This is a genomic window from Bradyrhizobium sp. NC92 (genome assembly GCF_025200865.1).
GTDB lineage: Bacteria > Pseudomonadota > Alphaproteobacteria > Rhizobiales > Xanthobacteraceae > Bradyrhizobium.
This window is the reverse complement of record NZ_CP104171.1, coordinates 2,295,638-2,317,914: the sequence shown is the minus strand read 5'-3', so window position 1 is coordinate 2,317,914 and position 22,277 is coordinate 2,295,638. Positions and strand designations below refer to the sequence as shown.

The 22,277-nt window shown below is 66.8% G+C and carries 18 protein-coding genes; 9 read left to right on the top strand and 9 right to left on the bottom strand.

Annotated elements, in window-relative coordinates; all coding sequences use genetic code 11:
* Positions 1–24 precede the first annotated feature (24 nt).
* Both N2602_RS10785 and N2602_RS10780 read right to left on the bottom strand, forming a co-directional pair.
* Positions 25–894, bottom strand: coding sequence for a sulfurtransferase (locus N2602_RS10785; RefSeq protein WP_260382624.1), 870 nt, complete (start codon positions 892–894; stop codon positions 25–27).
* 169 nt (positions 895–1,063) lie between these two features.
* The gene (locus tag N2602_RS10780) at positions 1,064–2,398 is read right to left on the bottom strand and encodes a dihydroorotase (RefSeq protein ID WP_260382623.1); all 1,335 of its coding nucleotides are present in this window, start codon (positions 2,396–2,398) and stop codon (positions 1,064–1,066) included.
* Between the two features lie 97 nt (positions 2,399–2,495).
* On the opposite strand from N2602_RS10780, the gene N2602_RS10775 reads away from it, so the two are divergent.
* The 6 genes from N2602_RS10775 to N2602_RS10750 all read left to right on the top strand — a co-directional run bounded on the left by N2602_RS10775 (position 2,496) and on the right by N2602_RS10750 (position 9,256).
* Positions 2,496–3,371, top strand: a complete 876-nt coding sequence (locus N2602_RS10775; RefSeq protein ID WP_260382622.1) for a folate-binding protein YgfZ — start codon at positions 2,496–2,498, stop codon at positions 3,369–3,371.
* Positions 3,368–3,994, top strand: coding sequence for a DNA-3-methyladenine glycosylase I (locus N2602_RS10770; protein WP_260382621.1), 627 nt, complete (start codon positions 3,368–3,370; stop codon positions 3,992–3,994). The genes N2602_RS10775 and N2602_RS10770 overlap by 4 nt, the downstream gene beginning before the upstream one ends.
* Positions 3,991–4,605, top strand: coding sequence for a YfbR-like 5'-deoxynucleotidase (locus N2602_RS10765; RefSeq protein ID WP_212254628.1), 615 nt, complete (start codon positions 3,991–3,993; stop codon positions 4,603–4,605). Before N2602_RS10770 ends, N2602_RS10765 begins: the two co-directional genes overlap by 4 nt.
* A 145-nt stretch (positions 4,606–4,750) precedes the next feature.
* The gene (locus tag N2602_RS10760) at positions 4,751–5,257 is read left to right on the top strand and encodes a tyrosine phosphatase family protein (RefSeq protein ID WP_172787267.1); all 507 of its coding nucleotides are present in this window, start codon (positions 4,751–4,753) and stop codon (positions 5,255–5,257) included.
* Positions 5,258–5,525: 268 nt separating this feature from the next.
* The gene (locus N2602_RS10755; RefSeq protein ID WP_260382620.1) at positions 5,526–6,494 is read left to right on the top strand and encodes an NrtR DNA-binding winged helix domain-containing protein; all 969 of its coding nucleotides are present in this window, start codon (positions 5,526–5,528) and stop codon (positions 6,492–6,494) included.
* A gap of 50 nt (positions 6,495–6,544) precedes the next feature.
* Positions 6,545–9,256: a DUF2339 domain-containing protein gene (locus N2602_RS10750; RefSeq protein WP_260382619.1), complete on the top strand. Its 2,712-nt coding sequence runs from the start codon at positions 6,545–6,547 to the stop codon at positions 9,254–9,256.
* Positions 9,257–9,260: 4 nt separating this feature from the next.
* On the opposite strand, the gene N2602_RS10745 is transcribed toward N2602_RS10750, so the two are convergent.
* From N2602_RS10745 to N2602_RS10720, 6 genes are all read right to left on the bottom strand, one after another.
* Positions 9,261–10,949 (bottom strand): methyl-accepting chemotaxis protein, encoded by a 1,689-nt coding sequence (locus tag N2602_RS10745; RefSeq protein ID WP_260382618.1) that lies wholly within the window; start codon positions 10,947–10,949, stop codon positions 9,261–9,263.
* Between the two features lie 388 nt (positions 10,950–11,337).
* Complete coding sequence (locus N2602_RS10740; RefSeq protein ID WP_260382617.1) at positions 11,338–13,074, bottom strand: methyl-accepting chemotaxis protein; 1,737 nt, start codon at positions 13,072–13,074, stop codon at positions 11,338–11,340.
* A 207-nt stretch (positions 13,075–13,281) separates the two neighbouring features.
* Entirely contained in the window at positions 13,282–13,527 is a 246-nt protein-coding gene (locus tag N2602_RS10735; protein ID WP_172787262.1) for a DUF6894 family protein, read from the bottom strand.
* A gap of 162 nt (positions 13,528–13,689) precedes the next feature.
* Positions 13,690–14,277 carry a hypothetical protein gene (locus N2602_RS10730; RefSeq protein ID WP_172787261.1) on the bottom strand — a complete coding sequence of 196 codons (588 nt, stop codon included), beginning with the start codon at positions 14,275–14,277 and terminating at the stop codon, positions 13,690–13,692.
* Between the two features lie 114 nt (positions 14,278–14,391).
* Positions 14,392–15,378 carry an MDR family oxidoreductase gene (locus tag N2602_RS10725; RefSeq protein ID WP_260382616.1) on the bottom strand — a complete coding sequence of 329 codons (987 nt, stop codon included), beginning with the start codon at positions 15,376–15,378 and terminating at the stop codon, positions 14,392–14,394.
* Between the two features lie 42 nt (positions 15,379–15,420).
* Complete coding sequence (locus N2602_RS10720; protein ID WP_260382615.1) at positions 15,421–16,674, bottom strand: MFS transporter; 1,254 nt, start codon at positions 16,672–16,674, stop codon at positions 15,421–15,423.
* A gap of 347 nt (positions 16,675–17,021) precedes the next feature.
* On the opposite strand from N2602_RS10720, the gene nadA reads away from it, so the two are divergent.
* Genes nadA through nadC form a run of 3 tightly spaced genes read left to right on the top strand, consistent with a single transcriptional unit; the run spans position 17,022 to position 20,637 of the window.
* Entirely contained in the window at positions 17,022–18,128 is a 1,107-nt protein-coding gene (nadA, locus tag N2602_RS10715; RefSeq protein WP_260382614.1) for a quinolinate synthase NadA, read from the top strand.
* A gap of 11 nt (positions 18,129–18,139) precedes the next feature.
* Entirely contained in the window at positions 18,140–19,747 is a 1,608-nt protein-coding gene (locus N2602_RS10710; protein WP_260382613.1) for an L-aspartate oxidase, read from the top strand.
* Positions 19,748–19,758: 11 nt separating this feature from the next.
* Positions 19,759–20,637: a carboxylating nicotinate-nucleotide diphosphorylase gene (nadC, locus tag N2602_RS10705; RefSeq protein ID WP_260382612.1), complete on the top strand. Its 879-nt coding sequence runs from the start codon at positions 19,759–19,761 to the stop codon at positions 20,635–20,637.
* A gap of 183 nt (positions 20,638–20,820) precedes the next feature.
* Here nadC and N2602_RS10700 read toward each other — a convergent pair whose 3' ends face one another.
* Positions 20,821–22,269, bottom strand: a complete 1,449-nt coding sequence (locus N2602_RS10700; RefSeq protein ID WP_260382611.1) for a cell wall hydrolase — start codon at positions 22,267–22,269, stop codon at positions 20,821–20,823.
* Positions 22,270–22,277 lie beyond the last annotated feature (8 nt).

Genomic DNA, 22,277 nt, shown 5'->3' with positions numbered 1-22,277 from the left:
TTCCTGGTGGGTAAGGACCGCCTCCTAGTCTGTCTCGATCGGCAGCGAGGGATCCCGCGCCCATTCGCCCATCGATCCATCGTACAGCGTCAGCTTCTCGTAGCCGAGCTGCGTCAGCAGCAAGAGGTTGATCGTCGCCGAGATGCCTCCCCCGCAATAGCAGATCACGGTCTTGTCGCGCGTGACGCCCTGGGCAACGAACTTTTCTTCCGCGTCCGCAAGATTCGTCAGCGTCTTGTCGGCATTAACGAGTGTTGGGGCGGCAACATTGACGCTGCCCGGCACGCGGCCGGGCCGACCATAGCGGCTCGGCTCGAGGCCCTGGTGAAATTGCGGCAAGAGCGCGTTGACGATGACCGTCGAGGCATCGCCGATGCGCGCCTTCACTGTGTCCTTATCGACGAAGAAGCCCGCGCGCGATGCGGCCACGAAGGTCGTGGCCGGATAACCCTTCGGTGCACCGGTCTCAATCGGCCGCCCCTCTTCCTTCCACTTGTCGAGGCCGCCGTCGAGCACGCGGGCATCGACGCCGAGCGAGCGCAGCATCCACCAGAACCGCGTCGACCACATCATAGTGCCGATGCTGTAGAGCACGATCGTCTTGCTCGCATCGAGGCCGTGGCGACCAAAGGCGGCCTCGAGCTGGGCTACGTCAGGCATCATGAAGAGCGGGCGCGCGGAGGTGTCGGAGAATTCGCCTTGCAGGTCGAGGAAATCGGCTCCGGGAATGTGGCCGGCCGCGAACGTCTTGTCGCCTGGCACCGCGCGATAGGGCACGTCGCTACCGGGCGGCACCGGCTCGTTGTAGGTCGTGCAGTCATAAAGCCGGAGATTGGGATCGCCGAGAATAGCGGCGAGCTGCTCCGTGGTGATGAGGGGCGTGGGTTGGGGCATTGACTGCACTCCAAATTGCGCTCGCGCTGCCGGGCACTCTGTCATTGCCCGCGAAGGCGGGCAATCCAGTATTCCAGAGGCGGCGGCAATTGAACCGAGAAGCCGCGGCGTACTGGATGCCCCGCCTTCGCGGGGCATGACAGGGGAACGAGGAGCGGACCCTGCCCGCCTACTGCTTCAGCGTCTCCAAAAACCGCACCGGCTCACCTTGCGCGGCCGTCACCAGCTCGCCCTGCCACATCACGCGGCGGCCGCGAATGAAGGTGCCGACGGGCCAACCGGTGACGCGAACGCCGTCATAGGGGGTCCAGCCTGCCTTGGACGCCACCCATTTGTTGGTGATGGTCTCGCTGCGCTTCAAGTCGACGATGGTGAAGTCGGCATCGTAGCCGGCGGCGATGCGGCCCTTGCAGGCCATGTTGTAGAGGCGTGCAGGGCCGGCACTGGTGAGGTCGACGAACCGCGCCAGCGAGAGCCGACCCGCGTTGACGTGATCGAGCATCAGCGGCACCAGCGTCTGCACGCCGGTCATGCCGGAGGGCGAGGCCGGATAGGTCTTCTGCTTCTCCTCCAGCGTATGCGGGGCGTGGTCGGAGCCGAGCACGTCGATGATGCCCTGCTCGATGCCGCGCCAGATGCCGGCGCGATGATCGGCGCCGCGCACCGGCGGGTTCATCTGCGCCAGCGTGCCGAGCCGCTCGTAGCATTCCGGGGCGACCAGCGTCAGATGGTGCGGTGTCGCCTCGCAGGAGGCGACGTCCTTGTGGTCGCGCAGGAACTCGATCTCCTCCTTGGTCGAGATATGCAGCACGTGGATGCGCTTGCCGGTCTCGTGCGCGAGCTTGACAAGCCGCTGCGTCGCCATCAGCGCCGCGGTCTCGTCGCGCCAGACCGGATGTGAGCGCGCATCGCCTTCGATGCGCAGCGGTTTGCGCTCGTTGAGGCGGTATTCGTCCTCGGCATGGAAGGCGGCACGGCGGCGGATCACCTGGAAGATGCGGCGCAGGCTCTCGTCGTCCTCGACCAGCAGCGCGCCGGTGGACGAGCCGATGAACACCTTGACGCCGGCGCAGCCGGGTGCGCGCTCCAGCACGGGCAGGTCCTGCACGTTCTCGCGGGTGCCGCCGATGAAGAAGGCGAAATCGCAATGCATGCGGTGATGGGCGCGCTTTACCTTGTCGGTGAAGGTGGCCTCCGTCACGGTCAGCGGCGAGGTGTTGGGCATCTCGAACACCGCGGTGACGCCGCCCATCACGGCGCTGCGCGAACCGGTCTCGAGGTCTTCCTTCTGCTCCAGCCCGGGCTCGCGGAAATGCACCTGCGTGTCCATCACGCCGGGCAGGATGTGCAGGCCCTTGCAGTCGATCACCTCGGCGGCCGAGCCTTGCGGCAGCGGGCCCAGCTCGGCGACGCGGCCGCCCGTGATGCCGATATCGCGAACACCCTCACCGTCCTGGTTGACCACGGTGCCGCCCTTGAGGATCACATCGAAACGCTGGGTCATGGGGCCTCTCTCATCCTCAGGGCACAGGGCTCGAGGTCTTGTCGTTTATGCGTTGCGGGCTTACGTTCCGGAGCAACATGTCGCAAGAGATTTTCGCATGAAATCAGCGTTTCTTCCCGATCGGGGCGTGATCAAGGTCGCGGGTGAGGATGCGCGCAACTTCCTCAATGGCCTCGTCACCACCGACCTGGACCGGCTGAAACCTGGCCTGGGGCGATTCGGCGCGCTGCTGACGCCGCAGGGCAAGATCATCGTGGATTTCCTGATCACGGAAGCGCCCGCGGGTCACGGCGGCGGGTTCCTGATCGACTGCCCGAAGGCGCTGGCGGACACCCTCGCAACCAAGCTGAAATTCTACAAGCTGCGCGCCAAGGTCACGGTGGACAACCTCGACCTCGGCGTGCTCGCGGCATGGGACGGCGAGCCGGCGGCCCAGCCCGACCTTGCCTTCGCCGATCCGCGGGCCGATGGGCTCGGCACCCGCATCCTGATCCCGGAAGACCTCAAGCAGAAACTGTCGGACCTCATCGGCGCCGAGCTGGTCGATGCGGCCGGCTACGAGGCGCACCGCATCGCGCTCGGCGTGCCGCGCGGCGGGCTCGATTTCATGTACGGCGATGCGTTCCCGCACGAGACCAACATGGATCGCCTCGCCGGTGTCGATTTCGACAAGGGCTGCTATGTCGGCCAGGAGGTCGTCTCGCGCATGCAGCATCGCGGCACCGCGCGCACGCGCAGCGTGAAAGTGCTGCTCGAGGACGCCTCGCCCGAGCCGGGCACGACCATTCTCGCCGGCGACAAGCCGGTCGGCACGATGGGCTCGAGCGCCGGCGGCAAGGGCATCGCGCTGGTGCGCATCGATCGCGTCGCCGACGCGCTCGATGCGGGCCAGCCGCTCACCGCTGGGGGGCTGGCTTTGACGCTCGCTGAACCCGACGTCGTCCGCATTCCAGCCAAGCAGCCCATCGCATGAGCCGCGCTGCACGTCTGCATCCCGACGGCGTGAAGCGGTGTCCGTGGCCGGGGGAAGATCCGCTTTACGTCGCCTATCACGACACTGAATGGGGCGTGCCGGAATTTGACGACCGCGCGCTGTACGAGAAGCTGATGCTGGACGGCTTCCAGGCCGGCCTGTCCTGGATCACGATCCTGCGCAAGCGCGACAATTTCCGCAAAGCCTTCGACGATTTCCAGCCGGAGAAGATCGCGCGCTACAATGCCAAGAAGGTTCACGCGCTGATGAGCGATGCCGGCATCGTGCGCAACAAGGCCAAGATCGAAGGCGCGATCCTGAGCGCGAAGTCGTATCTCGATATCATGGAGAAGGGCCCGGGCTTCTCGAAGCTGCTGTGGGACTTCATGGACGGACGGCCCAAGGTCAACCACTTCAAGACCACGGGAAGCGTGCCGGCCTCGACGCCGCTGTCGGTGCAGATCTCCAAGGAGCTGTCTTCGCGCGGCTTCAAATTCGTCGGCCCGACGATCGTCTACGCCTTCATGCAGGCAACCGGCATGGTCAACGACCACCTGGTCGATTGCCACTGTCATGCGACCTGCGGCAAGACGCAGCGCAAGCCGCGCCTCAAGGCCAAATGACGGCGAAGAAGGCGACGCGCAACGATGAGGTCCGCGCCTGGCAGCGCATGCTGTCGGGCCGGCGGCTCGATTTGCTCGATCCCTCCCCGCTCGACATCGAGATCGGCGACATCGCGCACGGGCTGGCGCGGGTGGCGCGCTGGAACGGGCAGACCCTCGGCGCGCACATCTTTTCGGTCGCACAGCATACGCTGCTGGTAGAGACCGTGCTGCGGCTCGAGATGCCCCGCGTCGACCAGCGCGTGCGGCTCGCGGCCCTGCTCCATGATGCGCCGGAATACGTGATCGGCGACATGATCTCGCCGTTCAAGGCCGTGCTCGACGGTCATTACAAGGCGGTCGAAAAGCGGCTGCTCGGTGCCATCCACATCCGCTTCGGCTTGCCGCCGGTCTTGCCTGACGACATCACGCAGGCCATCAAGGCCGCCGATCGCGGTGCGGCTTATCTCGAGGCAACCGAGCTCGCGGGCTTCAGCGCGAGTGAAGCGCGGCGCCTGTTCGGGAAGGATCCGGGTCTCTCCGACAGCGTCCGGCGCGACTATCTGACGCCCTGGACCGCGGCGCGGGCCGAGAAGCAGTTTCTGGAGCGGTTTGGCGCCGTGTTTGCGTAGGTCCTGTAGGGTGGGCAAAGGCGCGCTTGCGCCGTGCCCACCAAACTAAGCGCGATGCGCGCAGTTGCGAAATGGTGGGCACGGCGCGATGCGCCTTTGCCCACGCTACGAGCGCTCGCTATAATCGGGCGCAAAAAGGCCCGCCATGATCCACGTCTGTTCCCTCGCCGCGCTTCCCGAAACCGTCCGCATTACCGGCGCCAGCCATGTGCTGACCGTGATGGCCAATGTCGAACAGGTGGCGCGGCCGGTGTCGGTGCTGCCGGCCAACCATCTCAAGGTGTCGATGGACGACATCACCGAGGAGATGGACGGCTTCGTCGCGCCGTCGGAGACGCATATCGAGCAGGTGCTGAACTTCGTGCGCGGCTGGGACCGCAGCGCCCCGCTGGTGGTGCATTGCTATGCCGGCATCAGCCGCTCCACCGCCAGCGCCTTCGCCGCGGTCTGTGCACTCAATCCGCATCGCGACGAGATCGAGATCGCAAAGAAGATCCGCGCGGCTTCACCGATCGCCTCGCCGAACCGGCGCATCGTCGGTCTCGCCGACCGCGCGCTGGGACGCGAGGGCCGCATGCTGCGCGCACTCGACGAGATGGGCCCCGGCGCGATGATGGTCGAAGGCCGCCCCTTCGTGATCGAGCTCGAATGAGGCGGGAGTCGAATAGCAACCACGACGGGACCGCGCCCCCTCTCCCGCTTGCGGGAGAGGGTGTCTCCGCAACGGGACAATCCCCTAGAGGACAAAGCCCTCACCCGGCGCTATGCCATAGCCGAGGCTTTGCCTCGGCGTCTCTAGTTACGGCCGCCGAGGGCGGCCTACGCCTCTCCCGCGAGCGGGAGAGGTTGCAGCTTGCCCGCGGAGCGACCGGCTCAACCAACGAAGACATTCTTCTCGCAACACCTGCGATCTCAGCCGCATGAGCGAGACGCTGCTGACACCGATCGAGATCGGCCTGACCGCCGCGATCGTCGCGATCGAGGACCATGAGCCGCTGATCCTCACCGCGCGCGGTGCTGACGGCCTGGCCGGCCTGCCGTTCGGCCCGTTCGACGCGGTGAGCCATCGCACGTTCGAGATCGGCCTGCGCGCCTGGGTCGAGCGACAGGCGGGGCTGCGGCTCGGCTATGTCGAGCAGCTCTACACGTTTGGCGACCGCGGCCGTCATGCCGAGGCCGGCGACACCGGCGCCCATATGGTGTCGATCGGCTATCTCGCGCTGACGCGCCCCGTCGATGGCGAGCTCGCGGCAAACGCGGCGAGCTTCGCGCCCTGGTATCGTTTCTTCCCCTGGGAAGACTGGCGCGAGCAGCCGCCGGCGATCATCGCCCGCGACATCATCCCCGCCCTGACCAAATGGGCCGAGGAGGAGACGCCGGAGACGACGCGCGCGCTGCCGCGGAAGGATCGGGTGCGATTCTATTTCGGTCTCGACGGCGCGCCCTGGGACGAGGAGCGCGTGCTCGACCGCTACGAGCTGCTCTACGAGGCCGGGCTGATCGAGGAGGCGCGCCGCGACGGCCGTCCTGCGGCATTAGCGCGCAAGACGCTTCCCCCGCTCGGGACCTCGATGCGGTTCGACCACCGCCGGATTCTCGCCACGGCAATCGCGCGGCTGCGCGCAAAGCTGAAGTATCGTCCTGTCGTGTTTGAACTTTTGCCGGCTGAGTTCACACTTACTGAACTGCAGCATACGGTGGAGGCGATCTCCGGCCGGCACCTGCACAAGCAGAACTTCCGCCGCCTGGTCGAAATGGAAGCCCTGGTCGAACCGACCGGGGTGATGTCGACACAGACGGGCGGACGGCCGGCGGCGCTCTACCGCTTCCGCCGCGAGGTGCTCCAGGAGCGGCCCGCGCCGGGCTTGCGCGTGCGCTCCCGGCGCTAGATCCTGATATTTTGGTACCGGCCCCTGCCCGCCGGTTGCCTGGAGGCTTCATGTTCGACGGCCCGTTTGACGCCTTTGCGCTGATCATTGCGATCATCGCCTTCCTCATTGCGATCAAGGCATCCAGCCAGGCGACCGAGTTGCGCCGCCGGCTCAACTCGCTCGAAGAGATGCTTTATGCGCAGCGGCCGGTGCAGCCGCCGCCGCTGATGCCGGCGCAGGCGCAGGCCGAAGCAACCGCGACGACTGCAGCCGCCGAGCCGCCGCCGCTGGCGCCGGAAGCTGAAACGACGCCGCCGCCGCTCGTCACAGAAGAGATTTCGCCGCCACCGCTCGAGCCGAGCACGGGCGCCGATGCGCCCCCTCCGGTCCCGGAGGCAGCACCCGGGTTCGAAGAACGACTCGGCACCCGCTGGGTGGTGTGGATCGGCGGGCTTGCGCTCGCGCTCGGCGGCTTCTTCATGGTGCGTTATTCGATCGAGGCCGGCCTGCTCGGCCCGGGCGTGCGCGTGTTCCTCGGCGGCCTGTTCGCCGCTGCACTGCTGGGCGCCGGCGAATGGACGCGGCGCAAGGAGAGCATCTCGAGCATCGCGGCGCTGCCGATCGCCAACATCCCCGCGATCCTCACCGCGGCCGGAACGGCGGTGGCTTTCGCGACCATCTACGCGGCTTACGCGCTCTACGGCTTCCTCGTGCCTGCGACGGCCTTCGTGCTGCTCGGCATCGTTGCGATGGGCACGCTGGCCGCAGCGCTCCTGCACGGCCCCGCGCTCGCGGGGCTCGGCGTCGTCGGCGCCTTCGTGACGCCGATCCTCGTCTCCTCGGGCAAGCCGGATTATTGGGCGCTCTACATCTATCTTGCGGTCGTGACGGCCGCGAGTTTCGGTCTCGCCCGCATCAGGCTGTGGCGCTGGCTTGCGGTCACGACCATTGCCTTCGCGGTGCTCTGGATCTTCCCGGGTCTCGATACCGAACAGGTGCAGGTCGCGCCGCACGCCTTCCACGCCATCGTCGGCTTCGTGCTCGCCGCACTGCTCGTCGTCTGCGGCTTCATGTTCGGACCCACCTTCGAGGACGGCGAGATCGAGCCGGTCTCGTCGGGCGCGCTTGGCGCCTACCTGTTCGGCGCGATGCTGGTCGTGCTGTCGAGCGCGCATGCGGATCTCGCGCTGATCGCATTCACGCTCCTGGTCGGCGGCACGCTGTTCGTCGCCTGGTGTGCACCGGCGGCGACCGGCGCGCTGGGCGCAGCCGCGGCGGCCGTGTTCATCGTGTTCGCCGAATGGGCGGTGCGCGCCAATCCTGACATGCTGGTGCTGCCGGGCGGCCCGATGCCCGGCGTCGGCCCGGTTGCGACCGACAGCGCGGTGACCCTGCATCTGGTGACGGCCGCGATCTTCGCCGCCGGCTTCGGCGTCGCGGGCTTTTTCGCGCAGGGCCGCTCGAATTCGGCGATCATTCCCGTGGTGTGGTCGGCGGCGGGCGTCGCGACGCCGATCGCCATCCTGGTCGCGCTCTATGCGCGCATCGCCCATCTCGACCGCTCGATCCCGTTCGCGATCCTCGCCGTGCTGCTCGCCGCGGCCTTTGGCGCGGCGACCGAGGCGCTGATGCGCCGCGAAGAACGCCCGGGCGTTGCCACCTCGGTCGCGCTGTTCGCGACCGGCACGCTCGGCGCGCTGGCGCTGGCGCTGACCTTCGCCCTGGAGAAGGGCTGGCTCACCATCGCGCTCGCGCTGATGTCGCTCGGCACCGCCTGGATCTCGTTGCAGCGGCCGATTCCGGTGCTGCGCCGGTTGGCTGCCATCTTCGCCGCGATCGTCACCGCGCGCATCGCCTATGATCCGCGTATCGTCGGCGATGCCGTCGGCACGACGCCGATCTTCAACTGGCTGTTGTGGGGCTATGGCCTGCCGGCCGCCTCGTTCTGGGGCGCGAGCATCTTCCTGCGCCGTCGCGCCGACGACGCGCCGCTGCGCGTGGTCGAGACCGCCGCGATCCTGTTCACCGCGCTGCTCGCCTTCACGGAGATCCGGCATTTTGCGACCGGTGGCGACATGATCTCGCCGCCCTCGCTGCTCGAATTCGCACTGCAGGTCTGCATCACGCTCGCCATGGCAATCGGGCTGGAGCGCCTGCGGCTGCGCAGCCACAGCATCGTGCACGATGTCGGCGCGGTCGTGCTGACGGCAATCGCCGGCCTCATCAGCGTGTTCGGCCTCCTGATCCTGGAGAACCCGCTGCTGTTCTCCAGCGTCAATGTCGGCGGCCTCGTGTTCAATCTGCTGCTGCTCGGCTATGCGCTGCCGGCCGTGCTGATGCTGCTGCTCTCCTACGCGGTGGCGGGACACCGCCGTGTCGCATATGCAAACACGATTGCGGGTGGCGCCCTGGTGTTCGCGCTCACCTACGTGACGCTCGAGATCCGCCGCTTCTATCACGGCCCGGTCCTGCTCTACGGCGGCACCACGAGTGCCGAGCAATACACCTATTCGATCGGCTGGCTCGCCTTCGGCGTGGTGCTGCTCGGGGTCGGCATCCTGGTCAACTCCGAGCGTGCGCGCCTGGCGTCCGCCGCCGTGATCGCCCTGACGATCCTGAAGGCCTTCGTGATCGACATGTCGACGCTGACCGGCGTCTATCGCGCGCTCTCGTTCATGTGCCTCGGCGTCGTGCTGGTCGCGATCGGCTGGCTCTACCAGCGCATCCTGTTCCGGCGGCAGATCGCACCGCCGCCGGCTGCGCCGCAGACCGGCAGCTGAAGCGTCAGGCCGCGCGGACCGATTCGAGGAACTGCGCGACCTCGACCTTCAGACGGGTGCTGTCGGTCGCCAGCGACTTCGCCGCCGACAGCACTTCGCTCGAGGCCGAGCCGGTCTCGATCGCACCGCGCTGCACGTTGGTGATGTTGGACGACACTTCCTGCGTGCCGAGCGAGGCCTGCTGAACGTTGCGCGAGATCTCCTGCGTGGCCGCGCCCTGCTCCTCGACGGCGGCGGCGATCGCGGCGGACACCTCAGACAGCCGCTCGATGGTGCCGCCGATCTCCTGGATGGCGCTGACGGATTCTTGCGTCGCCGCCTGGATGCCCGAAACCTGTGCCCCGATTTCGCCGGTCGCTTTCGCCGTCTGCTCGGCCAATGCCTTGACCTCGGAGGCGACGACGGCAAAGCCGCGGCCGGCTTCGCCTGCGCGCGCCGCCTCGATGGTCGCGTTCAGCGCGAGCAGGTTGGTTTGGCCCGCGATGGTGTTGATGAGCTCGACGACGTCGCCGATGCGGGCGGCGGCCTGCGACAGCGCGTTGACGCGCTCGTTGGTCCGCGCCGCCTGCTCGACCGCCTCCGCCGCCATCCGCGCCGAATCCTGCACGCGGCGGCTGATCTCGGTGATGGAGGACGACAGCTCCTCGGAGGCTGAGGCCACCGCCTGGACGTTGGTGGAAGCTTCCTCGGACGCTGCCGCAACGACGGTTGCGAGCTCCTGGCCGCGCTGCGCGGTGCCGCTCAGCGTCGCCGCGGAGGCCTCGAGCTCGGTCGAGGCCGACGACACGGTCTCGACGACCTCGCCGATCATGACCTCGAAATTGCGGGTGATGGCGTCGACGCGGCGGCCGCGCTCGATCTTGGCCTCGGCGTCGCGCGCCGCCGCCTCGTCGGCGGCCTTCTTGGCGATCAACGCCTCCTTGAAGATCTGGAGCGCATCCGCCATCGAGCCGATCTCGGTCTTCTCGCCGCGATGCGGCACTTCGGCGGAAAGGTCGCCCTCGCCGAGCGACTGCATCGGGCGAATGATCGAGGCGATGCCGCGCGAGACGTCGCGCACGAGATAGTAGGCGGCGCCGATCGCGATCACGACGGCAGCGACGATGATGCCGACCAGCACGCGGAACACGGTGGCGTAGCTGTCGGCCGCCTGCTTGGTCTCCAGCTCGGCGCCCCTGTTGTTGAGCTCGATGCCCTTCTGCAGCAGGGGATCGGCGGCCTGCGCCATCTTCGCGACCTTGGTCTGCAGCAGCTCGTTGGCATCGGTCGGGAAGCGGCCGACGCTCTTGCGCGACAGCGCCATCACGTCCTGCACGCCATTCAGATACTCCGCCCAGGCCTTGGTCCATTGCTCGTACAGCGAGCGCTCCTCGGCGACCGTGATCAGCGGCTCGTAAACCTTGCGCGTCTTCTCGATGCGCTCACGCAAGCCTGCCAGCCGCTTCTCCGCGGCCTCCTTGCCTTCGGCAGTGTCCTGCATCAGGTGCAGACGCAGTGCGACGCGAAGCTCGTTGATGTCGGCACGCATCGAGCCGAGCGCACGCACGCTCGGCAGCCAGCTCTCCGCAATCTCGACGGTGTGGGCGTTGATGTTCTGCATCGTGCCGATCGCCATCACGCCGACGCCGGCAAGCGAGAGCACCAGGACCGACAGTACGGTCAGCAGCTTGAAGACGATCGACAACTTCGACATCACAACAATCCCGATGATTACCCGGCAACGCGCACATCACCTGCGCCGCAGCGTCACGACGGACGACCGGGCGGAGGTCAGTTCAACAATGCTGGCTGGTTCTTTTTCCCGAAGGATTGCGCCCATACTCGCAAACAGGCGTTAACAGGAGCCTACGTAAGAATACGGCTCGCGCGCAGCGATCGTGTTGTCTCTGCAACTCTTTCTTGCAGCTGCATCGGCTTCTCGCGTTGGGATGCGGGCGCAACTCGGTGCAGCGCAGCATTCGCGCCGGCTGCCGTCACGCCGCCCGCACCGATTCCAAAAAGCGCGCGACCTCGCTCTGCAACCACCGCCCCTCCACGCGTGGCGGTTGCAGATCAAGCCTGCCTGAAGGCCGACGCCGCCTTCAGGCCGCGCGCACGGTGCCGAGGAATTTGCTGACCTCGAGCTTGAGCCGGCTGCTGTCGCTGGACAGCGATTGCGCCGCTGCCAACACCTGCGTGGATGCCGACCCGGTCTCGCTCGCGCCGCGCTGCACGTCGGTGATGTTGGAGGACACCTGGTGGGTGCCCGTGGCCGCCTGCTGCACGTTGCGGGAAATCTCCTGCGTTGCCGCGCCCTGCTCTTCCACCGCGGCTGCGATGGTCGAGGAGATCTCCGACAGCCTCTCGATCGTGTGGCTGATGTCCTTGATCGCGCCGACCGAATGCTCAGTGGCGGTCTGGATGCTGGCGATCTGCTGGCCGATCTCGCCGGTCGCCTTCGCGGTCTGCTCGGCAAGCGCCTTGACCTCGGAGGCGACGACGGCAAAGCCGCGGCCCGCCTCGCCGGCCCGCGCCGCTTCGATGGTTGCATTGAGCGCCAGAAGATTGGTCTGGCCGGCGATGGTGTTGATCAGCTCGACCACGTCGCCGATCCGCGCCGCCGCCGCGGAAAGCTCGCCGACACGATCGGTCGTGGTGCGGGCCTGGTTCACCGCATCGCCGGCGACGCGGGCAGATTCTTGCACCTGCCGGCTGATCTCGGTGATCGACGATGACAGCTCCTCGGTCGCCGACGCCACCGACTGCACGTTGGTGGATGCTTCCTCGGAAGCGGCAGCAACCATGGTGGTGACCTCCTGCCCGCGCGCCGCGGTCGCGGTCAGCGTCGAGGCGGAAGCTTCCAGCTCGGTCGCGGCCGAGGACACGGTGTCGACGATTTCACCGATCGCGGCTTCGAAGCTGTCGGCCAGCTTGTGCATCTCGGCCTTGCGCTGCGCGGCCGCAAGCTGGTCCTGCCTGATCTTGGCTTCAGCTTCCTCGCGCGCCTTCTGCTCAGACACGATCTTGAACTTTTCGACGGCCGCCGCGACGCCGCCGACCTCATCCTTGCGGCCGAGACCGGGCAGAACCACGGAGAAATCGCCACCGGCAAGCTTGTCCATGGCGATGGTGAGCGCGCGGATCGGCCGCGCGATGGTCAGGAACGACATCAACCAGGAGCAGACGAGGACGAGCATGGCGAGCGCGCCGACCACCATCCCGACCTGCTCGCTCGATCTCATCTCTGCGGTGGCCGCGGCGTTGTTCTCTTCGGATTTGTGCTTCGCATAGTCGGCGATCTGGTCGATCAGCGCGTCGAGTTGAGCTGCGATGGGCAGGGTAACCTCTCGCGCGATGCGAATGGCTTCTTCATTGAGCTTCGCGGCGCGCGAAGCGCCATCAGCGCCGCTCGCGGCGAGGGCTTCGGCGCGCACCGCGGCGATCTGCTGTGCAGCCTTGGTGTAGTCCGCGGCGAGCGATCTCAGCTTCTCCATGCGCGTCCGATTTTCGGCCGAGTGAGAAAGCTTCAGCATCTCATTGACCAGCGAGCCCATCGCTTTCTGCTGATCCTCCAATCTCTGGGTGGCCTTCTGAAGGTCGGCCGCGCTATTGGCGAGACGAAGATCTCGCACCGCGAGTTGCATGCCGCGAACGGCAACCTCGGCCCGGACGGCGTCGCGCACGATCTCCTGCTGTTCAAGTGCGCTGTGGCTGGTCTCGCGAATGCTCGCATTGCCACGCATCTGGCTCACGATCATGGCGCCCACCAGGAGCACACCGAGCGCCGACGCAATCGCCAGCTTGGTCCCGATCCTCAGATTCTGAACAAGGCTCAGCATGGGCATGTTTCCCCCGAAGGAACGCGCAGCCGAGGCGTTGTCGGCTTCCCCCTGCCATTGACTGCGCTGCTGCCCAAAAAGTGAGCTTTTCACATTCCGATTTGGTTAACGCGATCCCTCGCAGAAATACTGACTTTGCACGCTAAATGATTGAGCGCGAAGGGATATGATCTCGTCATAGTTGTAAATTGCAGCTTCAAGTCGGATCTACGAGGCCTTGCATCCGATGGTCTCGCCGACGAGGCTGATGCGAAAGACCGGCTGCTTGTTCTCGTCGAGCAGCTCCATGCACCACTCGGCGTTCGGCTTCAGGCTGCGCGCGATGCCGCTGAGCAGATTGGCGCACACCTCTGTCATCTCGGTCCAGGCGGCTGCGCGATCCTCGAACTCGTACGGCAGGTCGGCGGCGCCGGAATAGCGACCGGTGCTGATGCGGAAGAAATAGAGCGACATCGTTGAACCCTTGCGTGGGACCGCCCCCCGGCCGCGCGCAAACTGGGGCGCGAACAGCTACCAAGGCGTGAAGGCCGCGGTCCGTATGACTACGGCGCGCCGGCTTGGTGTTCGATGATGTCTTCGACGATCAATGGCGCGGGTTGTCCCGCGCAGGCGAGCTCACTGCGTCGAGCGGCGCAGTTCCAGCGGGCCCTCGTTCTTCGCCGGCTCGGACTTCACCGGCTCGAGCCGGCTGCCTTCGACACGCGGCGTCTCGACGCGCGCGGCGACCTCGGTGGTCGAGGCGGCAACCGAACCGGTATGCTCCGGCCTGTGCAGCGAGCGCGGCCGCGCTGCGGCGCGCGCCATCAGCATCTGATTGCCGCCCTGGTGATGGAAGTCGCAATAGGCGAAGCCCATGCCCGACACCGAGCCGCGGAAGCTGCGATCGTCGGTCTTTTCCAGGTTGAAGCAGGGCTCGAACGGGATGCCCTTGATCGAGGCGCACACGTTCTGGCCGCGGATCTGGAGGGTGTTGCCGGGCAGGCGAAGGTGTTTCACCGGGCCTGAGCCCGAGAACTGCACGGCGCCGGCGGCGCCGAGATCGTCGAGGATGCGGCCTGCACCGCGGGTGCCGTCGAAACAGGTGAAGGCGAACACCTTGCCGGCCACGAAGCGGCGCGCCTCGTCGGCGTTCATGCTTCCAGCGATGGCCGGCGCAAACGTCGCTGCCGCCGTGACAGCCCCCAACACAATACGCGCAAGCATGCTCAACTCCGAACCAACCCCCGCAGCGGGCGATGCCTTTATCTCTTTACCCGCTGCTTACCATACCAACCATGGCGACATTGAAGCAGCTTGGTTGGTAAAGTCTGAACGCCGTTAGACAATTTTTACCACGACGCGGCCGCGAACCTGGCCGGCCAGGATTTTCGCGCCCCACCCCGGAATCTGGTCGAGCGAAATTTCCTCAGTAATTTCAGATAGTTTTGTTCGATCCAGGTCGGACGCCAGACGCTGCCAGGCGGCTTTCCGGGGCTCGAGCGGGCACATCACGGAATCGATGCCGAGAAGGCACACTCCGCGCAAAATAAACGGCGCCACCGAGGACGGCAGGTCCATGCCGGCGGCCAGGCCGCAGGCCGCGATCGCGCCACCATATTTCGTCATCGAGAGCAGGTTGGCGAGGGTGGTCGAGCCGACGCTGTCGACGCCGCCGGCCCAGCGCTCCTTGGCGAGGGGCTTTGCCGGCGCCGACAATTCGTTGCGGTCGATGATCTCGGCAGCTCCCAGCTGCTTCAGGTAGTCGGCCTCGGAGACGCGGCCGGTCGAAGCGATGACGTGGTAGCCGAGCTTGGACAGGACGGCGATCGCAACCGAGCCGACGCCGCCGGCAGCGCCCGTCACCACGACCGGGCCGCTCTTCGGCGAGATGCCGTGCTTCTCCAGCGCCAGCACCGAGAGCATCGCCGTGAAGCCGGCGGTGCCGATCGCCATGGCGTCGCGCGCCGACAGGCCCTGCGGAAGCGCGACCAGCCAGTCGCCCTTCACCCGCGCCTTCTCGGCATAGGCGCCGAGATGGGTCTCGCCCATGCCCCAGCCGGTGCAGACGACCTTGTCGCCCGCCTTCCACTGCGGATGCGAGGAGGCTTCGACCGTGCCGGCGAAATCGATGCCGGCGATCATCGGGAAGCGGCGCACCACCGGCGCCTTGCCGGTGAGCGCAAGACCGTCCTTGTAGTTCAGCGTCGACCATTCCACCCGGACGGTGACGTCGCCCTCCATCAGTTCGGCTTCGTCGAACTGCGTGAGCTGCGTGGTTGTGCCCTTGTCCGCCTTGTCGATCCTGACAGCCTTGAATGTGGCCACGACTGAACTCCCTGACTTTGTTTGTCGGGGATGTTTAGCCGATCAGGCCGGCTGCGCAACCGCCCGTGCCACAGGTTTCTCCACGATCGGAAGATTGATCAGCGCCGAGAGCACGCCGAACAGGATCGAGAGCCACCAGATAGGCGTGTAGGAACCGAACTTTTCGAACACGATGCCGCCCAGCCAGACGCCGAGGAAGCCACCGACCTGATGGCTGACGAAAGCGAAGCCATAGAGCGTGGCGAGCCAGCGCGTTCCAAACATCAGCGCCACCAGCGCCGAGGTCGGCGGCACCGTCGACAGCCAGGTCAGGCCGGAGATCGCGCCAAACGCGATCGCCGAGAACGGCGTGATCGGGAACATGATGAAGGCGAGCGTCGCCAGTGCACGCGTGAAATAGATGGTCGAGAGGATGTAGCGCTTGGGCAGTGAGTTCTGGAGATAACCGACGCTGAGCGAGCCGATGATGTTGAACAGGCCGATTGCCGCGATCACCCAGCCGCCGGTCTGCGCGGAGATGCCGCGATCGACGAGGAAGGCCGGCAGATGCACGGTGATGAAGGCGAGCTGGAAGCCGCAGGTGAAGAAGCCGAGCACCAGGAGCACGTAGGAGCGATGACCGAAGGCTTCGGCAAGCGCCTTGGTGATGGTCTGGTCATCCGCGGGCGTTGCGCTGCTCGCGGTTGTCACCGGCGGCGTCGAGAGCGCCAGCGACAGCGGGATGATCAGCAGCATCAGGAAACCGAACACGGAGAGCGCCTGCTGCCAGCCGAAATTGTCGATCAAGGCGACGCCAATGGGCGCGAACAGGAACTGACCGAACGAGCCCGCCGCGGTGCCGGCGCCGAGCGCAAGCCCGCGCTTCTCTGCCGGGAGGAGCTTGCTGAAGGCCGACAGCACCAGGTTGAACGAGCAGCCCGCGAGACCAAAGCCGACCATCACGCCCGCACCGAGATTCAGCGACAGCGGCGTCGAGGAATAGCGCATCAATAGTAGGCCACCGGCATAGAGCAGCGCGCCGACGCACATCACCCGGAACAGGCCGAAGCGATCCGCAACCGCACCGGCGAACGGCTGGCCCAGTCCCCACAACAGATTCTGCACGGCGATGGCGAGGCCGAACACGTCACGGCCCCAGCTGAATTCGTGACTCATCGGCTGCACGAAGAAGCCGAGCGCCGAGCGCGGGCCGAAGCCGAGCATGCCGATGGCACAACCGCAGAGGATGATGACGGCCGGGGTACGCCAGTTGGAGGAACGCAAGGCCGGTGCGAGTTCGCCGATCTGTGTCGACATGGTTTTCCTCGTCTGTCGTTGGCGGATCCGCAAATCAGCAGCCGCGGGACAGCCCGTTTAATGCATCTGCATGAAAATCCCAAGCCAAAAACGGTTGCATTCCACGAAGAGCTGACGCGGGAGCATTGCGTTTCAATCTGGCCTCGTCTGGCAGGTGCGCAGTGACGGGAATGTGTGCGACAGGCTCTGGCGGCACGCGCGGGTGCGTGCTATGTTTGATTTACTCAGATTGAGCATATTTGGTAGCAGCGACGTTCGCCCGGCCTTCTCGGCCGGATTTCTCGGGCTCCATATATTCTCAAATTGAGCATAATAGCCACTCGATTGGCCACACCTGGGAGGCTTCAATGCCGATCACTGGAATTTACGGTCCCGACGACTTCGCCAACCGGCCGCAAGGCCAGGCCATCGCCGCCTCCCGCGCCGCGCCGGTGCCCCCCGGACCGACATGGCCGACGCCGTCACTGGAATGGACGGCGGCGGTCGAACGCGCGACCGCGCCGCTCTATGACCGTGTCAAGCACGTCATCCCGTCTATCGAATGGCCGCTGATGGCGCCGACGATTCACGCGATCAACGAGCTGAAGCGCGCACGGGGCGCGGTCATCCTCGCCCACAACTACCAGGCCCCCGAGATCTTCCATTGCGTCGCCGATATCGGCGGCGACTCGCTCCAGCTCGCGGTCGAAGCCACCAAGGTGAAGGCCGACATCATCGTCCAATGCGGCGTGCACTTCATGGCGGAGACCTCGAAGCTGCTCAATCCGGACAAGACCGTCCTGATCCCGGATTCGCGCGCGGGCTGCTCGCTCGCCGCCAGCATCAAAGGTGCGGACGTGCGGCTGCTGCGGGAGAAATTTCCCGGCGTGCCGATCGTCGCCTATGTCAACACTTCGGCGGAGGTGAAGGCCGAGGTCGACATCTGCTGCACCTCGTCGAATGCGGTGCAGGTGGTCGAGAGCCTGAACGCCCCGACCGTGATCTTCCTGCCCGACCGATACCTTGCCACTTACGTGGCGTCGAAGACCGACGTGAAGATCATCGCCTGGAAAGGCGCTTGCGAGGTGCATGAGCGCTTCACGGGCGCGGAGCTGCGGAGCTTTCGCGAGGCCGATCCGTCGGTGCAGATCATCGCGCATCCGGAGTGCCCGCCGGACGTGCTGGCGGAAGCCGACTTCACCGGCTCGACCGCGCACATGATCAACTGGGTGCGCGCAAAGCGGCCGCGGCGGCTGGTCATGATCACCGAATGCTCGATGGCCGACAATGTGCGGGCCGAGCTGCCCGACGTGGAGATGCTGCGCCCCTGCAATCTCTGCCCGCACATGAAGCGCATCACGCTCGCGAACATCCTGGAGAGCCTGCTGACGCTTCGCGAGGAGGTGACGATCGATCCCGCGCTCGCGGAACGCGCGCGGCGCTCGGTCGAGCGCATGATCAATCTGAAGAATTGAGGGCGAGCAACATGCAACACACCATCCACGATCTCACCCGCTCAACCGACGACGTCGTCATCGTCGGCGGCGGGCTTGCCGGACTGTTCTGCGCGCTGAAGCTCGCGCCGCGGCCGGTGACCTTGATCTCGGCAGCACCGCTCGGGCACGGCGCATCCACCGCATGGGCGCAAGGCGGCATCGCTGCGGCCGTGGCTGAAGGCGACACGCCGGAGGCCCACGCCGCCGACACCGTCGCGGTCGGCGGCGGCCTCGTCGATGCAGCCGTCGCGCTCGGGATCGCGCGCGAGGCGGCGCCGCGCATCCACGATCTTCTCGCCCATGGCGTTCCGTTCGATCGCGATCTCGACGGCAGGCTTGCCGTCGGGCGGGAAGCTGCGCATTCCGCGCGCCGCATCGTGCATGTGCGCGGTGATGGCGCTGGCGCCGCGATCATCGCCGCCTTGAGCGAGGCCGTGCGCCGCACGCCCTCGATCCGCTTGATCGAAGGCTGCGTCGCCGAAGCCTTGCTGACCGAGGACGGCGCGGTCACCGGGCTGCAATTGCGCGAGGCCGGCAATCCCGCGGCACGGCCGCTCGTGCTCGCCTCGCGCGCAATCGTGCTTGCGACCGGCGGGCTCGGCCATCTCTACGCCGTCACCACGAACCCGCCGGAAGCCAGCGGCTCGGGTCTTGCGATCGCCGCCCGCGCCGGCGCCGTGATTGCCGATCCTGAATTCGTCCAGTTCCACCCGACCGCCATCATGGTCGGCCGCGACCCGGCGCCGCTCGCCACCGAAGCGCTGCGCGGCGAAGGGGCAACGCTGATCAATGGCAACGGCGAGCGCTTCATGAGCGCCCGCCACCCGCTCGCGGAGCTCGCGCCCCGCGACATCGTGGCCCGCGGCGTGTTCGCCGAAATCGCGGCCGGGCGCGGCGCCTTCCTCGATGCGCGCCAGGCGCTGGGCGCGCGCTTCGCGACGAGGTTTCCGACCGTGCATGCGAGCTGCATCGCCGCCGGCATCGATCCCGCGGCGCAGCCGATTCCGATCGCGCCGGCCGCGCATTACCACATGGGCGGCATCGCGGTGGACGCGCACGGCCGCAGCTCGATCGACGGCCTCTGGGCCGCCGGCGAAGTCTCCTCCACCGGCGCGCATGGCGCCAATCGGCTCGCCTCGAATTCCCTGCTCGAAGCCGTCGTCTATGCCGCCCGCATTGCCGACGACATCGCCGGCCGCACCGTGCCCCCGCCCGCCCAGCTTCCCGACGGTTTGGTGACGCCGCGCGCCGGCACGGTGGATGCTGCAGAGGTGAAGCGGCTGCGCGCGGCGATGAGCGCACATGTCGGCGTGATTCGCGACGGTGACGGGCTTGCGCAAGCGGTGCGCTATTTCGCCAGGCTCGAGCGCAAAGCCGGACACGGTGCCCTCGGCAACATGGCGATCTCGGCCCTGCTCGTTGCGGCAGCGGCCTGGACGCGGCGCGAGAGCCGCGGGGCGCATTGCCGCTCCGATCACCCGGCCGAAAACCCGGCGCAGGCGCAGAGAAGGATGACGACGCTCGCCGCAGCGCGCGAGGTCGCGGAGAGCCTCGAGGAACGCCCGCGGCCACGCATTGCGCAATCCATGATCGCCTGAAAGGAGGCCCCATGATCACCCCGACCTCACTGCTCTATCCCGACGCCTTCCTCTCGCCGCTCGCGATCGAGGCGGCCGTTGAGCGCGCGCTCGACGAGGACCTCGGCCGCGCCGGCGACATCACCTCGCTCGCGACGATCCCGGAAGCGACGCGCGCGCAGGCCATCCTTGTCGCGCGCCAGTCCGGCGTGATCGCCGGATTGCCGCTGGCGCTCGCGACCTTGCAGAAGCTGTCGCCCGACATCGAGGTACGCGCACATGTCCGCGATGCCGCGCGGGTTGCGCGCGGCCAGCACGTGCTGACGATCTCGGGCCCTGCGCGCGCCATCCTCACGGCAGAGCGGACTGCGCTGAACTTCGTCGGCCGCCTGTCGGGCATCGCCACGCTCACGGCGGACTATGTCGCGCGCACCGAAGGCACCAGGATGCGCATCTGCTGCACGCGCAAAACCACGCCGGGACTGCGGGCGCTGGAGAAATACGCGGTGCGTTGCGGCGGCGGCTTCAACCACCGCTTCGGGCTCGACGATGCGATCCTGATCAAGGACAACCACATCGCGGTGGCCGGCGGCATCCGCCCGGTGCTGGAGCGCGCCCGCGCCCATGCGGGCCACCTCGTCAAGATCGAGATCGAGGTCGATACGCTGGCGCAGCTGCGCGAGGTGCTCGACAGCGGAACGGCCGACGCGGTACTGCTCGACAACATGGACATTGCGACGCTGCGCGCGGCGGTGAGGCTCAACGAGGGCCGCCTCGAGCTGGAGGCGTCCGGCGGCGTCACGCTGGACTCGATCGCCGCCATCGCGGCAACCGGCGTCGACTATGCATCGGCCGGCGCCCTGACGCATTCAGCTCCGAATTTCGATTGCGCGCTGGACATCGAGGCGTGACGTCTTCGCCTCTCCCCGCTTGCGGGGAGAGGCCGGAATGCGCGCGTAGCGCGGATTCCGGGTGAGGGGAGTCTCCGCGAGTCCAACTCTCACCGTCCTCGCGGAGAGTCCCCCTCACCCCAACCCTCTCCCCGCAAGCGGGGCGAGGGAGCGCATTTGCGCAAGCAAGGAGAGGTAAGGAAACTACCGCCGCTCGCCCATCTCGGCGGAGCTCTTGGCTTCCTGCGCGAGTTCAGCCGAGAGCGCGGCGGTCTGCGCCGGCGAGCCCCAGCTCGGCACCTCGCTGCCGTCACCCCAGTTGCGCGGCCGATAGAAGGTGTGCACGCCGGTCTTGTACAGCTTTTTCATCTCGGCGACCCAGGACGGGCGCACCCAATAGGCATGGTAGTGCGTCGATTTGCCGACCTCGGGCAGCCAGATCTGGCCGTCGAGCATCGCCTTGGAAATCTTCTTGGCGCGCTCCCACATTTCGGGCTCGCGGATCACGTCGGGATTGTTGTCGCAGGCGAAGGTGAACTGGCAGGCGAGATGGCGATACTTGTTCTGGTAGACCACGCCGCACACCGTGTCGGGATATTTGCCGGAGAACACGCGGTTCATCACCACCTGCGCCACCGCGATCTGGCCGCGCACGGCCTCGCCGCGGGATTCGAAGTAGACCGCTTCGGCGAGGCACTTTTCCGACTTCGCACGCGACTTGTCGTCGAGCGCGAGCCGCTCCGCCGGCGACTTGGCGCGCTGGTTGTCGGCGTTGACCTCGCCCTTCGGCGCGACGCTCTCGCCGCTCTCGATGTCCTTGGCGATCTCCGCCGTCGGCGGGGTCAGCGAGGCCGTCACCTTCATGTCGGGGTCGGGCATCACGATCAGCGGCTCGGCGCCGGGCTGCCAGCTCTCGATGGTCTCGAGATTGCCGCCGAGCGAGGAGCTGCCGAAAAACAGGTTTGATGTCTTGACGCTGAAGGGATCGCGCGCGGGCGCAGCCGGCGCCGCGGCCCGCTTCAGCGCTTCCAGCGGCTGCACCGCCAGCGCGCGCGCGGCTTCGCTCGCCTGCGGCGGATTGGAATATTGCGGCAGCGGCGGCGCGCGCAGCGCCTCTTGCAGCTCGGGATCGAGCGCGGCCGCGGATTCCGGCGACATCGCCGGCGGCAATGCGGCGGTCTTGGCGCCGAACACCGAGCCGTTCGAGGTCGCGGGATCTTCCTTGGCCGGGGCTGCAGCCGGCGCGACGATCTCGGGAGACTGCGTCGGCGCGACGATTGCGAGACGATCACCCTTCAAGGCGCGATCAACCTTGGGAAAGTCGGAAGCCTGGTAGCGCGCCGGGGCCTGAAGCGCCGGATTGCGGCTGATCGCGCCGGTGACGTCGCGGCCGTCGAGGCTGGCGAGCCGAACCATCGCGCTCTGCGGAACCGACGTGCCGATGGGACGGGAAAAACTGTAGGTGGCGAGCTGGATCGAGGACGCAGCAGAGAACACCTGCTTCTGCCACCGCTCAGCGACGCCGGGTTGGCGCGCCAGCAGCGAGGCAATGTCCTGATAACCGGTCTCTCTCGGCATCAATGCGAAGATGCAGAGACCGATGCCGAAGGACGCGAACCGCGCGCCCTTCGGATGGTTACGCAACACAGACATCGATACAC